Origin of the sequence: Paenibacillus sp. PsM32 (assembly GCF_030433815.1) — a bacterium.
GTDB classification, from domain to species: Bacteria; Bacillota; Bacilli; order Paenibacillales; family Paenibacillaceae; genus Saccharibacillus; species Saccharibacillus kyungheensis.
The window spans coordinates 439,975-454,193 of sequence record NZ_JARUWY010000003.1; the positions used below are offsets into that span (position 1 = coordinate 439,975).

Genomic DNA, 14,219 nt, shown 5'->3' on the forward strand with positions numbered 1-14,219 from the left:
ATTTATTACCCTTCAGCTGTAAGCGTAATCACTTTATTGGAAAATGATGTACGAATCTTCTCATAACTCCAAATCGAATTCATCATCTTCTAAACGTTCTGGACTGATCCAGCTCATTTTTTGAAGATTCAGTATCTCTTTAAATTGATCCACCAAATCATGCATAAAATCTAACTGATCTAGATGCTTTTGAGTCATAATCTGCTTTAATTGCTCAATCTGTTCTGGACTCACTTCGAATAGAGTAAATTGCTCTACATGGCAATTTTGAAATAGCTGTTGAAGTTGTTCTTGGTATGCCGGGTTCTGATGTAATTCAGCCAGCAATTGTGAACGAACTCCTTCAAAATCAGGATTAGTATATAACAGCTCTACCGGATCTTCTTCAGGGTAACGATCCAGTGCCATTTGATGCAAAGATATTTCTTCTAACTCGTAATTATAATCAAAGTGAGCTTTTGATATGCCGTTCGATATAATTTCATAACTCCAGCCATGATCTTCTGCATGATCAAAATGGAGCACAGGTACCGTATTGGAAATCTGATAAATAGAGTCAGGAACTTTTTTCTTAAAACTGGTATCTTTCATAAAAAACAAAGTCCAATGTTCATTAAGATGACCTGTAAAAAGAGGATTAAAATCTTCCAATAACTCACTATGTTTGCGCTGAATCAAATGTCCAATCGTATATTCACTCATTAGGCAACTCCTTATCATGTTAGAACTTTTTTATGGAAGCTGTAGCATGGCTTTGATCATGGCAAGATATTCACGCAACATATTTTGAGGCAATAAATACCCTAGTGATGGGCTTGCTATACCATGCACTTTGAAGCCAAGTGTAGAAGCGATCATTTCTGCACGATACAGATGATAATTGCTCGTTACGATCATAATCGAAGGTTGATGGATACCTCGTGCTTGCAAAATATCTTGAGAAAACTTCAAATTTTCAAAAGTGCTGGTTGAACGATTTTCTTGAATAATACGAGTCTGATCAATGCCTTGACTAACCAGATAGCGACTCATTGCTTCCGCTTCTGGAATATCTTCCCCGGGACCTTGACCACCGGATACGATAACAGGCATATGAGGGTGTTGCTTCAGATAAACAATCCCTGTATCAACTCGCTGTTGCAAAATAATCGATAACTGTGAACCTTTCAGCCCTGAACCCAAAATAATTATATAATCTACATGAGAAGCTTGCGTATCATTGATTTTAAAACCAGATATGATCATAGATTTAATAATTGCAAATGAAAGCACAACTACAAAAATTACTGTAACGATCATTCTTTTAAATATGTCATGACTGCCTATCTTTTTCAAACGTGTTAACATGATTGTTCTCCTTATGTACAAGCGAATTGCTATTGAACCGATGACCTACTCTATCTTGTTTGTCGTTACAATTCGTTCTATTGAAATATGATTTATATAGATGTAGAAAAAACAATAATAATATAAATACCAACGATCCAATTCATATAAGCTGCCCATTTTCGATCTGAGCGAAAAGCAGAAGCTCCGGAAGAAATAAGCAGTAAGCCAAGTAATAGAAAAATATACCCGCTCGATTGATGACTCACCAGTTCCCAAATAGATAAACCAACAGTAACTATCGCCAACACTATTGTAATTGGCATAAAAATATCTTTATTACGTAACATCATATCCCTCCTTTCTTTTTTAAAATTATAACATCATTACAGATGGTTGCGAAATGTATGCTAAATGTACAGCACATCAAAACCATCAAAAAGACTCCACTGCTACTTGAGCAACAGTGAAGTCTTTGACAAAGCAATTCTTGTAATTGTTTAGTTCTTTTCTTGATGTATTTCTTTGTTCATACCATTTACAATACGTAATAATTCTTTCCCTGTACCTAACTTGTATCCTTGCAAGCAGTATCGAACTCGTTGTTGTGCATCTACAACGATCACAACAGGTAGCTGATCTCCTCCTAATGAAGTGAGGCACTCTGACCATTGTTGTAGAAATTGGTAGTTTGAATCGATTGCAATCTGAGACTGAGCTGGCAAAGGATCTAAAATAACTGCTCCATATTCTTGCTCATCTGCAATCAATAACTGAATATCACCCGCCCATATTTCCAATTCTGCTCGCAGTTCTGCCAATTCACGTAATAAATGCTTGGTCGGTTCACGTTCAGGCTCTAGCCATGCTAGAATATGACCTTCTTTTCTATCCTTTTTATCTTCGTTTGGTTGCAACGAATAAATATGATGTTGTAAAAGTTCTGGCAATGTTTCCAAAAGAACAGGTATCTGTTGCTGTTCTGTACGGAATATTAACTCTACTTCTATTTGCTGATCAGGTTGTACGTTAAAGTAAGCAAAGGTACCTAACACACTTCCATCTTCAAGACGGGTTCCTGTTGTCAAACGATAATCACCTGCTAATACATCGTACGGTTGCTGGTACACCTCTTTTTCGCCATAAGGAATATCCAATGTGCGATAAATACCATTTTCAAAAATAGCGATCGTAAAATTATGCTGATATTCTGCAACCACTTCTACATCATCTGAAGCACGTACAAACTGTATTTGACTAGTAGCAGAAGCCAATACACTATCCTCAATAAATGTAGATTGCTCTTGCTTCCATTGAACTGAATGCCATGTACCTTGTAACTGATATTGGGGAATAGCATTTAGCGGTTCTAAACGCGCCGCAATACCAAGACTACGTGCAGCCGCTACAAAAGCAATATCACGACTTACCGAATCAGTAACTCCTAATTGATGAGCCGCCGCAGGTGTTGCCATTCCTGTATAACGATCTATATGATTATTGACTGTGATCTCTTGTTCCAGTACAGTAGCTAATAGCATAGGATCAGAGCGGAATGCCTGTTCTTGCTCTGTATTCCATTGATCAGCGAAATAGTTACGATACGGTGTAAGCATTTCAAAATGAACTCGTGGACATAGAACGTATTGATCCCAATCACTTGAATAGATATGAGATGATTCGTCTAATGATATAACACCTTGCAGATGATCGTGTAATACCGGTCGAAACGTATCTGTTAGATCTTTAGGACGTAACGATTCTAATAAACGCAACCCTAACGCACGTTCAGCCAGAGTACATTCGCCAAGAAAAGCGGCAATCTCCTCTCCGTTTCCTTTCGCTGTTTGCAGTATATTCCACACCCGCTCTGTCGGTAACTGCCATTCTTCTGCATATTGACGCGCTTGTTCTTGATCTATAAATGTGTGTTCAAAAGCAGTACGAATTCCTGTACCTGCTTTGATTCTGTGTATATGTTGATGAGCAGTAGATTCGTCCACTTTCGCTCCACTATCAATAACAGGAGCAACAGGTGGAGTCATTTTCCATTCTTCTCTTACAACCGTTGGACTTGTATTAGTGGTAGTGTGTTCTGCATATACATGAATGTTATACCTTTTTAATACTAATGTTAGTTCAGATGATGTATTCGTATTTAGAAAAGCTGTTCCCCATACAGAAGATGTATACGCATGAATAAACAAGTCACCATATCCTGTTGTTAACGAAGCATGTCCTTGATCATCGGTCATTAACGAAGTCAAAGGATAAAATTCAGCCGAGTTGTACAATTGAAATTGAACTTCAGCTACTACAGGCTTTCCTGCTTCATCGGTTACATGAATATGAATCGTTTTGACATCCGCATAATGAGCCAACAAATTAATTTCGGTATACCAGGGATGTGTGGTTGTTACTTCTTCAGGACCATTATAATCTGCAAATACACGTGTGTGTACTAACATCGCACGCTTAGCAGGTAAGCGAAACCACCCTTCGTCAAGTACAGGTTCCGGTTCACACGCTCCTAAAAAGTGCCATTCTCCATCTGCCCATGCTTCTACCCATGCATGATTAGAATCGCAATGTGCCCAGCGCGGTGTGTAACATTGACGAGCAGGAATTCCAATACTACGCAGTGCAGTTACAGTCAAGGTCGATTGCTCCCCACAACGTCCGAGTGCAGTCCTCATGATTGTAAGCGGAGAAACAGTGCGTATATCTGTTCCAATATAAGTTGCACGCTCATGACACCAATAATTTGTTTCCAATATAGCATCCGTCATAGATAAATGCTGTACCCGCTCTGCTAATTCCTCGTAGATCACTGACCGACTGTGATCGATATTCTCGTTATTTACTCGATAAGGCAAAACATAATTTACAAAGATTTCATCAGGAATACGTGCGCCCCAAGGCATATCTGCTTGTACTTGTAGCACTTGCCGAATATGGTTTAGAAAAAAAGCACCATCATAATCAGCCAGATCATGCAATGGCATATACGCATATAGAAATTGAAGTAACTGCTTTTCCTGCTCTGAAAGGTCTTGTTCAAATACAGCAAATAGTGATTCCTCGCGTCCTTGAGCTTGTTCTTTTTTCCAAGCAAACTTTTCTTCGATTACATCCATATTGAGCCCATAAGCTGTATTGACTGTCATCAATATACCTCCCGATCCATAATGATCACTGCACCATTATGATTGTAGTATTTTCCTTATTTAGCAAGATTCATTCCCAATACTAATCAAGCTTCTTGCCATACCCATCCATCTTGCCGAATACAGAGACGAGTCTGCTCATCCGGTATTTTGATAGAAATCTGAAACATACTACTTGTCGTCTCCAATTGAAGTTGTTCTATATCTGCAATATTTTGAATGTCTTGAGGTAAAGTGTGGTAAATCGTTGCCAGTTGATCACAATACTGTTGATGTTCACTTGCATACTGACGCTGACGATAATAGAGCTGTCGTAATAACCATTTGTATTGTTCAACCGTAGTCAGATGCAATTGTTGTTCGGTATCGTTGATGTTCTGCTCATCTGTAAAGATTACATATCCCCATAGCTCAGGATAGTGCATATTTACAATTCCCATTGGACTCCATACCCAGTTGTCTTCTGGAAAAGAACGACCTGTCGCTGGATCAATTCTTTTAACATATTGATCATCTATAATATCTACTTGCCATTGTACACGTGAGAAATTAACACGCCAGTGCTCACCAGCTAGCGGAGCACGTTTATGTAGCGAACACTCTTTCAAAATAGACCATGGCATGGCAATCTCTACACTCCATTTACGATTGGGAGCTAGCGGATTGTTTAACTTTCCATCAATATACACGGCTGTACGTAGTCCGCTCATATCCCATCCATTTATTGCAGGCCCTTCATCTCGATACGGCTTCACGAGTAATAAATCCCAGACTGTATTAAGCGCATTGATTTCAAACTCATAATACTGATGTGTATCTCCATCAGGATCGATAAAAACTTCAAAATCATTATCATAAAAAATAACAGAATCTCGCTCTGTCTGTGTTGCCCATATTTCATTGTCTTCTAATTCTGCACCTATATAAAAATAATCATCATCCCAAAGCATTTTGACACGTGTCTGCTTGGAAGGTAATGGCTTCAAATCACCTTCAATATCGATAAATGAATCTGTCCAACTGGTTTGCTCCCAAAAAGGCTGGTCTAATTTCCCACTCCAGTCGCTTTGTCCTTCTGCTCGTTTACATACATAATGTTTGGGTTGGTATTGAATATGAGGTTCAGGAACCGCAGATAGCTTATGCACGATGTCATCTCCTTTGTTTGTCAGCAATTCTTACATTTATTCTAAAGTAGATCATAATGTTCGTAAATATGGCATTTATACACTTCAATATATGTCGTATTTGTCTTTATCATCACTAAAATAGTACAAAACAGCGTTATTTGTACAGATAATAGTCAATGATGCTTACAATCAATAGCAAAAAAACTCCGGTATACGTGGATAGCGTATATAGGAGTTTTTTGCTTGTGTTGCTTTATTTTATTGAGAAGGACTGATATGCATATTCCAAAACTCGGCGATCGGAACAGCTTTTTTACTACTTTGATCAGACGATCCTTCTTGCGTCCAAAGAGGGGGATAAAAATGAATTGCACAATCAGGCGCCAAGTTCGAGATATCTTCTTGCCAACCGTTCCAGCGCATCGTTTCATAAAATTGAGATAATCGTCCAGAAGCTAACCAGATCACAAATTCAGAATAAGATAACTCGGTATCTTCCCACTCTAATGTATCTGGAGCAAAATAATAGATGGTAGGCTCTTCACCTAATCCTCCACCATTTAAAGCAAAAAATCCTCCTACCACATCGTAAGCTACTACTAAGGCTTTGGCGATCGGTTGTATTGTATTAGACTGTTCGGCTTGAGATTGTCCATTCCATGATAACAAATCTCCATAAATTCGTTCGTTACCTGAACCTAATAGCTTAATCCAACCTTGATCAAATAAAATGCCGCCAGTTTCATACGCAATACAACCAAGATACGATTTCGTTGTAATTTGCATCTGCAACAATGTCGATTGTGCTTGTAGATCTTGTTTGGGCAAAATAGTATACGGTGTTTCCCCTTGATTCAAAACATCCTGTATTTCTTGCCAAGCATGTTCCTGTGTATTGACCAATTGTTCAATTGATTTCATATTGAGCTTCCTCTCTATTGTCAAAGTAAAATAGATGTTATAGTTATTTTCTTTTATGGTAAATTATTTTCATAGTCATCTAAACTAGTTCCATTGTCTAACTTCCAGTCCTTTCTTCCATTCGTTGAACTATTTCTTACAATAGCTCCTGCAGCAGATGGTGATTTAAAATCAATATCTTTTAACAATATATAAAAGTCAGTATCTTCTGATACTGTAAAATAGTGTTCATCTTCTAATTGTTTACGTAATTTAGAATAGTTATGTGATATAAATCCTCGATTATGTTCTTTTCTAATATAAGATCCCTTTAATAACTTATATATTCCATTTACAATTTGAAGTTTAGCTTGTTTTTTAGCTATATTTATTTTAAAAATGGGACTATCTGATACAGGTAATCGATTTAAATTAGAATGTTCTAAATTATTAATATCTGTACTACTTGTTTTAGTAAAATCCATAATTCTTAAATTTTTTAAAACAAATGTTATATTTTCACTAAATTCATCCATATCTTCTCGATCTGATTGAGGCATTTTAGAACCAGTAGGTATATTTGTATTATCTACTTTTACAGTAGTTGTATTATTTTTAGCTACAATATATAATTCTTTTTCTAAATAGCGTACATGTGCTTTGGTCAGATTATTATCTTTACTAATAAAAATAGCAAATGTACTCCACCACTCTTTAGACTTATAATGATCTTGTAATCTTTGGTTTACCTCATCTGCTTCTCCTATATATATACGTTTCAAGTATGATTCTTCAATGTCAGATATTAAAAAATATATACCAGGCGCAAATAATTCTTCAAACTTTTTCAAAAGTTGTACATGTTTTCTTTCTCCAATGTATACTTTTCCTGTCCAATTGCCTAACTCAGCTATTTGCAAATTTTTATATTGTTCACTCATTGTATAGAGTTTAATGGTTCTCCCTCTCATAACAGCCCCCTGAATTCAATCCGCTCATATTCTATATTTATTAATTATTGTTTTTGAAATAACTCAAACACATAATCAAATCTAATAACAATTATATACTCAGTATTTTATCTATAAATTAATATACTTCTCCTTCTTCTCCAATAACTTTTGCTTGTAATTTAATTGCTATTTTTTTCATTTTGTTAATCATCATCATATCGCCATACTTAGAAAAAATATTACCATCACTATAAAGTAGATATATTTTTTGTTTTTCGTTTTCAATTGTATATTCCCAAATTGCCATTCCTTCTTGTTCTTGAGACAATATCAATCCATTAGGTAAAGTTGTCTCTAATTTGTCTATAGCTTCTAACTCATTATCTGCACGAATAATATCCTTCCATTCTTTTAATGAAATTCGAGAATCTTCATTTTCATAGATATCTTCTGCTCTGGTAATATAGATATTGTATCCCATTATCTAACTCCCTTTAATTATATTCACTACTGAATCTCTGTTCGTAAATACCTTGCAGAGCAAATTTTTGCGGTCTATTAATTAGGCATGCGCATGATAGCTGCTCTAAGTGCATTGGTTCCTTGTTCAGTTTGCAAATAAGACAGCGGTGTTTTGTGATCTAACGCCGGGATAGTCCGTTCAATCCATTGAAATGTATATTCACCTAACTTAGCAAGCAATACGATTTGAATATCTTTTGGAATAGTAGTCTGGCTCATTTTTGTTTTTAATAAAGGATCAATAGGATCATATAACTCTTGATGAATTCCCACAAATTTTTCCCAACTGTCTTTATTGTATTCTTCACCATAAATATCGTATATATCAGACATATCTGTTCTCCTTATAAAGTAAAATGTATAACATACCAAAATACACTAAGCATGTATACTTAGTGTATTTTGAATGATACGTAATAACAAGTTTTTCAAAATCCAAATACAGACATTCCACCATCTATCATAATCGTTTGTCCTGTAATATACCCTGCCGCTTCCGAAGCTAAAAAGACTACTGGCCCTACGACTTCTTCTAGATTACCTACACGTTTCATAGGAGTGCGATCCAGAATGTCTTGCATGTACTGTTCATCTGCTAAGATCGTCTCGGTAAGAGGAGTACGGAAATACCAGGGGCCTACACCATTGACTTGGATGCCGTATTGTGCCCATTCCATAGCTAGAATTTTGGTCATATGGATGAGACCTGCTTTGGTTGCGCCATAGACTACACCTGTACGCAAAGCAGTATGCCCACCCACAGAAGCAATATTAATAATTTTGCCTCCACCATGTTCTTTCATTAGATGTGCAGCTATTTGTGAAGCGATTAGCGCTGAATGTAAATTTGTTTCTACAATTGTATGCCATTCACTGTCAGTGACATCCAGCGCTTTGGAACGAATATTCATCCCTGCATTATTAACTAGAATATCCGGTGCGCCAAAAGCCAATTCAAACCGATCAAAAGCGGCTTGCATTTGCTCACGATCTGTTACATCAGCAGTGATACAGATTGCTTTGCGACTGCTATGTTTTTCGATTAATTGTTTGGTCACTTCTAGATCTGATCCTGTTCTAGCGATCAATCCTACATCTGCTCCAGCTTGAGCAAGTCCAACAGCCAGAGCTTGCCCGATGCCTTTGCCTGCTCCGGTTACGATAGCTTTTTTATTAGATAATGAAAATGATGGTAAATACATAATGTGTCTTCCTCTCTATGCTGTGATTAGGTGCAAATGATATTATTCAGCTTGTTGTGTATCAAAATACTGACTGGGATTGCCATAGTGTGGATGAACCACTTCCCGATACTGCTCTTTTGTATACTCTCCAATCACCTGACGCCAAAATAGCTGTGCCGGACGATTAGTCTGGACTTGCGTTACTTTCCATGTGCCTGCATACCGTGAGAACAATTGATGAGCAGCCCACTTACCGACTCCTGTACGCCTGTATTTTTTTAACACAAAAAATTCGGTCATATAATAATCTGCTTCTAAAGGATCTTTCAACCGATCGACCAGAGCGAAGCCAGCAATATACGAATCGACATAAATTAAAAATGGAAACTTTTTACCAGGTTGACTCCAATATTGATTTAACCCCGGGTATTCGGGAAAGCGACCTTTCTCATCAAGATCAATACTCAAATAATATGTAAAATCATAAAGATACAATTGCATCATTTCCCGGATTACACGTCTGCGACTACGTGGCACTTGCTCAAGCTTTAATCTCATGATGAACCTCCATCACCGAAGTCAGGTCGTTTAGCGTTGCACATGTACGTTTTTCTTTTCCTTTTACTATATACTTTTCTCTCTAAAAGAAGCAAATCATTTCCAATTGAAGAAACAGATGATCTACTCCTATTTGTGCTACAATCGGATAAGAGGTGAATATCAACATGAGTGTACAAAAAATAGCAGATCGCTTGAAATTAGATGAAAAATTGCCTTCAATGCCATGGTTTGTAGAGCAATTTATCAATTATAAATTACCTGATCTTTCTCCATCTACATTGCTGGAGTACATACGAGATTACGAGTCTTTTTTCGGTTGGATGATCGTAGAAGGATTATCTACAGCCGCTGATTACAAACAAATTCAATTACTGGAATTGGAAACGTTGCGGATGGAAGATGTTACGAATTATCGTCTTCATTTAACGACTCGAACCGAAGGCACAAATACGCGTGTAACTGTATCTCGTAAATTATCTTCTCTCCGCTCACTATTTCATTATTTGAGCCAGATTGCTGAAGATGATGATTTTTATCCTTTTCTCAGACGTAATATTATGGCAAAAGTTGAAGTGAAACGGATGCACAAACCAAAAGATACTGCCGCCAAATTAAAAGGTAAGATTTTGGAAGATGAAGAATTGCTGGAATTTGTCGGTTATATTCTGGAAGGATATCGTGAAGATATTGCTACTAACAAACAAGCACTGTATTCATATGAACTTAATCGTGAGCGGGATGCTTGTATTACGAGCTTAATTTTGAACTCAGGCTTGCGTGTATCAGAAGTGGTCAACCTTAACTTAATCGATCTTGATCTCAATCAGAAATTAATGTATGTATCGCGTAAAGGGAACAATGATGAGACTTTTAAAACGCCTATCTATTTTCGTGAGCAAGCTAAAGACGAGATTCAAACCTATCTACAATTGCGTGAGACTCGTTATCGCACACCGAAAAAAGAAACGGCCTTATTTGTCGCCCGTCCCAATGGACAGTCTTCTGGCAAACGAATGACTAAGCGAGCGATTCAAGCGATGATTATGAAATATGCTAAAAGCTTTGGCAAACCTTATCTTACGGTGCACAAATTACGTCATTCGTTTGCAACCGATTATTATTTACAAAACGATATTTACAAAACAAAAGAACAATTAGGGCATGCTTCTACCGAAACAACAGAAATTTATGCGCATCTTACCGATAAAACGATGTCTGAAGCGATCGAAAAAAGAACAGATTTGTAGTGTTCAGATTGTAACTATATGCTCATTCTTATGACACTGTATAACAATTTTATAAATTAGAAACAATTAATATCTATAGCAAAATCCCCTTACTATGTCAGCGAACACTCCCTATAGGAGTAAGTTCCATGCTGTTAGTAAGGGGATTTGGTTATTTCAATACGTTGTTGAATACAATACTTATGCTTGTGTATCCAAACAGCAAACTTAATACTGCTTTACAATCTATTTCATTCTGTATAAGTATACGGGCAAAATAGTACAACTATACTAAAGTCAGCTTACGCAGACGCACTACTTAATTTGGATGCTAGCTCAATAAAGTTTTCAACTGCTTTGCGAATACGCAGTTCTGTTCCTTCATCGATCGGTTCTCCGTTTTCATTAAATTCACGCTGTGATCCACCAATTGAGATCCATTCCGGACAGTTAATACCATGTACATTACGAACAATAGTCTGTAAATGTAACAAAGAAGCTGTACCGATCAATCCACCTGCTGAGTTCGCAGATAACACAGCTTTATTATTAAAATAATCGCTACCCAAGAAGTCTAATGCATTTTTGAGTACGCCTGAAATCGAACCATGATATTCAGGTGTCGCTAATACAAGAGCATCCGCAGACTTCGCAGCTTGTGCAAGCTTCTGTACTTCTTCATGTCCATACGCTTCACCTGGTCCGTATAACGGCAATTGGTGTTCATACAAATTAAATACTTCTGCTTCATGTCCATGCTCTTGAAGCAGACGGGCAATATACTGGCTAAGTAAAGTAGTTGATGCGTCCGGACGATTACTGCCGGCGATAAGTGTGATTTTCATTTCTGATGTTCCCCCTGAGCTTCAATGTAATTTTCCAATTCATGGATTATCGTTATAATACCATCTTTTTTAGCATCTATAAAAGTGATTTCTTTCAAATTTGAAGATATAAATGAATCATACCGATTGTAGACCCATTTCACATGCGATAATTCAGCAGGTAAAGAAATGCCTTCTTGATCGGCAACAATCACAATTTTGGGATAATGAGCTTGCTTGAATCCTTCTACCAGAATCAAGTCATATCCAACAGCAAATCTAGCGATTAATTGTTCTAATGATGAAGGTTGTTGCTCTATGATTGCTGTTCGTGTAGCTGAACTAATCGCTATCGCTGCAGCGCCTGATTGGGTATGAGCATACGTATCTGTACCTGCATGATCCATGTCAAATTCATGAGCATCATGTTTGATAACAGCAATTCTTTTTCCTTGCGTAGACCAGTGTTGCAACAGTGCTCCGATCAATGTGGTTTTGCCTGAATTTTTGTAACCTACAATTTGAATAACTACCGGCAAACGTACAGAATGATCATTAGATGAGGACATAGTATCTGTCATAATATCAACGACTCAGACGTAATACAGATACTGTCGTTCCTGCTGGCAGTACTTCGCTCGTAGGTGGAATGACGATTAAGCAATCACTATCTTTGATCGTGACCATTACACTTGATTCATCTAGGCTAGCCGGATAAGCAACAATCTTACCTTCTTCTACAGCTATAGTTCCGCGTACATAACGGGTAAAGCTATTGATTTTATGATAATCGTGCCCTAATGTTGCTGTCCATTCTGGTAAATAATCTTGCTTGGAGTTCATCATTTGACGAATCGTTGGACGTACCAGTAATTCGCAACCCACAAAACAAGCGCCTGGATTACCCGATAAGGCAAATAATAACTTGCCATCTTTGACTGCACCTGTAGTAACACTACCCGGACGCATAGATATTTTGTTAAATAACATCTCTACTTCATCACTACGTACCAGATCACCCATAACATCATAATCGCCTACAGATACACCACCACTTGAGATCACAATATCGTAAGAAGACAAAGCATGTAACATTGTAGTGCGTGCCAGTTCCAGATCATCCATAATAGCACCTAGTACATGTGGCTCTCCGCCTGCTGCTTTGACTTGTTCAGCTAACATGTATGAATTACTATTGCGAATTTTGCCGGGTTCAATAGGTTCTTCTACAGATAATAATTCTGTACCTGTTGAAAAAATAGCGACTTGCGGACGGCGATACACTTCAACTTCATGCACACCAAATGTAGCTAATACCGAAATTTCTCCTGCGCTAATCTGTGCACCTTTGGTTAATAAAATATCTCCTGCTTGGATTTCAAGTCCAATTGGCGTAATATTACGCCCCTGCTCCACCGAGCGCTTAAAGCCTACCCACTCTTGCCCTTCTGCTTGTCTTGTCTCTGTCATTTCTAACATTACAACTGTATCTGCTTCGTCTGGAACCATTGCTCCAGTCATAATACGTGCGGCTGTGCCTTGTATCAATTGCACCGATGGTGTCTGTCCGCAAGGAATATTATCGATCACTTGTAACCAGATTAGATGGTCACTTGAAGCTTGAGCAATATCACTAGCAATCACTGCATACCCATCCATCCCTGAACGTCGAAAATGCGGATATGGATGAGGGGCTTGTATATCTTCCGCCAAAAAGCGTCCGCCTGCTGTATAAATTGATACTTTTTCTGTATCGATTATACGTACATAATCAGCGATTTTTTGCTGTGCAGTTGCTGGAGTAATAGGCTTACGGTTAAATTTAGCTGGATTATGGTCAACAGGATTTGAACTTTCCTGTTTATCGAATAACGATGATTGTGGTTCCTTCATATCGATGTTCCTCCTGTATGTAGCTATTTGGCATGTATATACTTTTCTATTCTTTTCTTTTATAGACTAACATCAAAGATCATGCAAGTTTTGTTGTTCATTTAAAAGCAGATCAATAGAGCTATTATGTATATTTACTCCACGTTATTTATTGAATCATTTATAGTAGATATTTATTTTATATAGAAATCCTTTGATACGAGAACTTGGTTTGGCATTTAAGGTTTATGGAGTTGGGGTTGAGATTTTTTTTGATTTCTTATTATGAATTTTTCATGTAATGATATTTTATTATATAATTCTATATAAAAAAATAAGTCATTTAATACTACCAAATCATATACTACTACTAAAATAATCTTTATTTAGATTTACCTGTAGATTTATCTAGTTGAAGATTAAAGATAGTTTACCTACAATAGGATAGCTATACAGTCATTCAATAAAGTCAAAAAAACCGTAACCCATAATATGGATACGGTCTTTTAGCAGATGAAATATACAATGATGTTAAAGGTGGAGCTTGTTTCGAT

The 14,219-nt window shown here is 37.1% G+C and carries 15 protein-coding genes; 1 reads left to right on the forward strand and 14 read right to left on the reverse strand.

Annotation, left to right across the window (positions count from 1 at the left end; genetic code table 11):
• Positions 1-60: 60 nt before the first annotated feature.
• From QCD85_RS09790 to QCD85_RS09840, 11 genes are all read right to left on the reverse strand, one after another.
• Positions 61-702 carry a hypothetical protein gene (locus QCD85_RS09790; protein ID WP_301262462.1) on the reverse strand — a complete coding sequence of 214 codons (642 nt, stop codon included), beginning with the start codon at positions 700-702 and terminating at the stop codon, positions 61-63.
• Positions 703-732: 30 nt separating this feature from the next.
• Positions 733-1,347, reverse strand: a complete 615-nt coding sequence (locus tag QCD85_RS09795) for a YdcF family protein (protein WP_301262463.1) — start codon at positions 1,345-1,347, stop codon at positions 733-735.
• Between the two features lie 92 nt (positions 1,348-1,439).
• The gene (locus QCD85_RS09800) at positions 1,440-1,676 is read right to left on the reverse strand and encodes a hypothetical protein (RefSeq protein ID WP_301262464.1); all 237 of its coding nucleotides are present in this window, start codon (positions 1,674-1,676) and stop codon (positions 1,440-1,442) included.
• A 150-nt stretch (positions 1,677-1,826) separates the two neighbouring features.
• On the reverse strand, positions 1,827-4,493 hold the full coding sequence (locus QCD85_RS09805; protein WP_301262465.1) for a transglutaminase-like domain-containing protein: 2,667 nt from the start codon (positions 4,491-4,493) through the stop codon (positions 1,827-1,829).
• Between the two features lie 86 nt (positions 4,494-4,579).
• A complete protein-coding gene (locus QCD85_RS09810; RefSeq protein ID WP_301262466.1) occupies positions 4,580-5,641 on the reverse strand; it encodes a carbohydrate-binding family 9-like protein in 1,062 nt (353 codons plus the stop codon).
• Positions 5,642-5,881: 240 nt separating this feature from the next.
• Positions 5,882-6,544, reverse strand: a complete 663-nt coding sequence (locus QCD85_RS09815; RefSeq protein WP_273612580.1) for a DUF2625 family protein — start codon at positions 6,542-6,544, stop codon at positions 5,882-5,884.
• Between the two features lie 53 nt (positions 6,545-6,597).
• Positions 6,598-7,494, reverse strand: a complete 897-nt coding sequence (locus tag QCD85_RS09820; protein ID WP_301262467.1) for a GIY-YIG nuclease family protein — start codon at positions 7,492-7,494, stop codon at positions 6,598-6,600.
• Between the two features lie 118 nt (positions 7,495-7,612).
• Positions 7,613-7,957 (reverse strand): hypothetical protein, encoded by a 345-nt coding sequence (locus QCD85_RS09825; RefSeq protein ID WP_301262468.1) that lies wholly within the window; start codon positions 7,955-7,957, stop codon positions 7,613-7,615.
• Positions 7,958-8,034: 77 nt separating this feature from the next.
• Positions 8,035-8,331, reverse strand: coding sequence for an MbcA/ParS/Xre antitoxin family protein (locus QCD85_RS09830; RefSeq protein ID WP_301262469.1), 297 nt, complete (start codon positions 8,329-8,331; stop codon positions 8,035-8,037).
• Between the two features lie 95 nt (positions 8,332-8,426).
• Positions 8,427-9,200 carry an SDR family NAD(P)-dependent oxidoreductase gene (locus QCD85_RS09835; RefSeq protein ID WP_301262470.1) on the reverse strand — a complete coding sequence of 258 codons (774 nt, stop codon included), beginning with the start codon at positions 9,198-9,200 and terminating at the stop codon, positions 8,427-8,429.
• A 42-nt stretch (positions 9,201-9,242) separates the two neighbouring features.
• Positions 9,243-9,740, reverse strand: coding sequence for a GNAT family N-acetyltransferase (locus QCD85_RS09840; RefSeq protein ID WP_273612586.1), 498 nt, complete (start codon positions 9,738-9,740; stop codon positions 9,243-9,245).
• A gap of 167 nt (positions 9,741-9,907) precedes the next feature.
• On the opposite strand from QCD85_RS09840, the gene xerS reads away from it, so the two are divergent.
• Positions 9,908-10,990 carry a tyrosine recombinase XerS gene (gene xerS / locus QCD85_RS09845; protein ID WP_301262471.1) on the forward strand — a complete coding sequence of 361 codons (1,083 nt, stop codon included), beginning with the start codon at positions 9,908-9,910 and terminating at the stop codon, positions 10,988-10,990.
• A 281-nt stretch (positions 10,991-11,271) separates the two neighbouring features.
• Here xerS and QCD85_RS09850 read toward each other — a convergent pair whose 3' ends face one another.
• From QCD85_RS09850 to QCD85_RS09860, 3 genes are read right to left on the reverse strand one after another with little or no spacing between them, the layout of a single operon-like run.
• Positions 11,272-11,814, reverse strand: a complete 543-nt coding sequence (locus QCD85_RS09850) for an NADPH-dependent FMN reductase (protein ID WP_273612588.1) — start codon at positions 11,812-11,814, stop codon at positions 11,272-11,274.
• Positions 11,811-12,374 carry a molybdopterin-guanine dinucleotide biosynthesis protein B gene (mobB, locus tag QCD85_RS09855; protein WP_301262472.1) on the reverse strand — a complete coding sequence of 188 codons (564 nt, stop codon included), beginning with the start codon at positions 12,372-12,374 and terminating at the stop codon, positions 11,811-11,813. Before mobB ends, QCD85_RS09850 begins: the two co-directional genes overlap by 4 nt.
• A 4-nt stretch (positions 12,375-12,378) precedes the next feature.
• The gene (locus tag QCD85_RS09860; RefSeq protein WP_301262473.1) at positions 12,379-13,686 is read right to left on the reverse strand and encodes a molybdopterin molybdotransferase MoeA; all 1,308 of its coding nucleotides are present in this window, start codon (positions 13,684-13,686) and stop codon (positions 12,379-12,381) included.
• Between the last annotated feature and the right edge of the window lie 533 nt (positions 13,687-14,219).

Coding starts and splice junctions, on each gene's coding strand:
- QCD85_RS09840 (WP_273612586.1), bottom strand. CDS start 9,740: ATGAGATTAAAGCTTGAGCAAGTGCCACGTAGTCGCAGACGTGTAATC.
- QCD85_RS09795 (WP_301262463.1), bottom strand. CDS start 1,347: ATGTTAACACGTTTGAAAAAGATAGGCAGTCATGACATATTTAAAAGA.
- mobB (WP_301262472.1), bottom strand. CDS start 12,374: ATGACAGATACTATGTCCTCATCTAATGATCATTCTGTACGTTTGCCG.
- QCD85_RS09850 (WP_273612588.1), bottom strand. CDS start 11,814: ATGAAAATCACACTTATCGCCGGCAGTAATCGTCCGGACGCATCAACT.
- QCD85_RS09805 (WP_301262465.1), bottom strand. CDS start 4,493: ATGACAGTCAATACAGCTTATGGGCTCAATATGGATGTAATCGAAGAA.
- QCD85_RS09800 (WP_301262464.1), bottom strand. CDS start 1,676: ATGTTACGTAATAAAGATATTTTTATGCCAATTACAATAGTGTTGGCG.
- QCD85_RS09820 (WP_301262467.1), bottom strand. CDS start 7,494: ATGAGAGGGAGAACCATTAAACTCTATACAATGAGTGAACAATATAAA.
- QCD85_RS09825 (WP_301262468.1), bottom strand. CDS start 7,957: ATGGGATACAATATCTATATTACCAGAGCAGAAGATATCTATGAAAAT.
- QCD85_RS09860 (WP_301262473.1), bottom strand. CDS start 13,686: ATGAAGGAACCACAATCATCGTTATTCGATAAACAGGAAAGTTCAAAT.
- QCD85_RS09835 (WP_301262470.1), bottom strand. CDS start 9,200: ATGTATTTACCATCATTTTCATTATCTAATAAAAAAGCTATCGTAACC.
- QCD85_RS09830 (WP_301262469.1), bottom strand. CDS start 8,331: ATGTCTGATATATACGATATTTATGGTGAAGAATACAATAAAGACAGT.
- xerS (WP_301262471.1), top strand. CDS start 9,908: ATGAGTGTACAAAAAATAGCAGATCGCTTGAAATTAGATGAAAAATTG.
- QCD85_RS09815 (WP_273612580.1), bottom strand. CDS start 6,544: ATGAAATCAATTGAACAATTGGTCAATACACAGGAACATGCTTGGCAA.
- QCD85_RS09790 (WP_301262462.1), bottom strand. CDS start 702: ATGAGTGAATATACGATTGGACATTTGATTCAGCGCAAACATAGTGAG.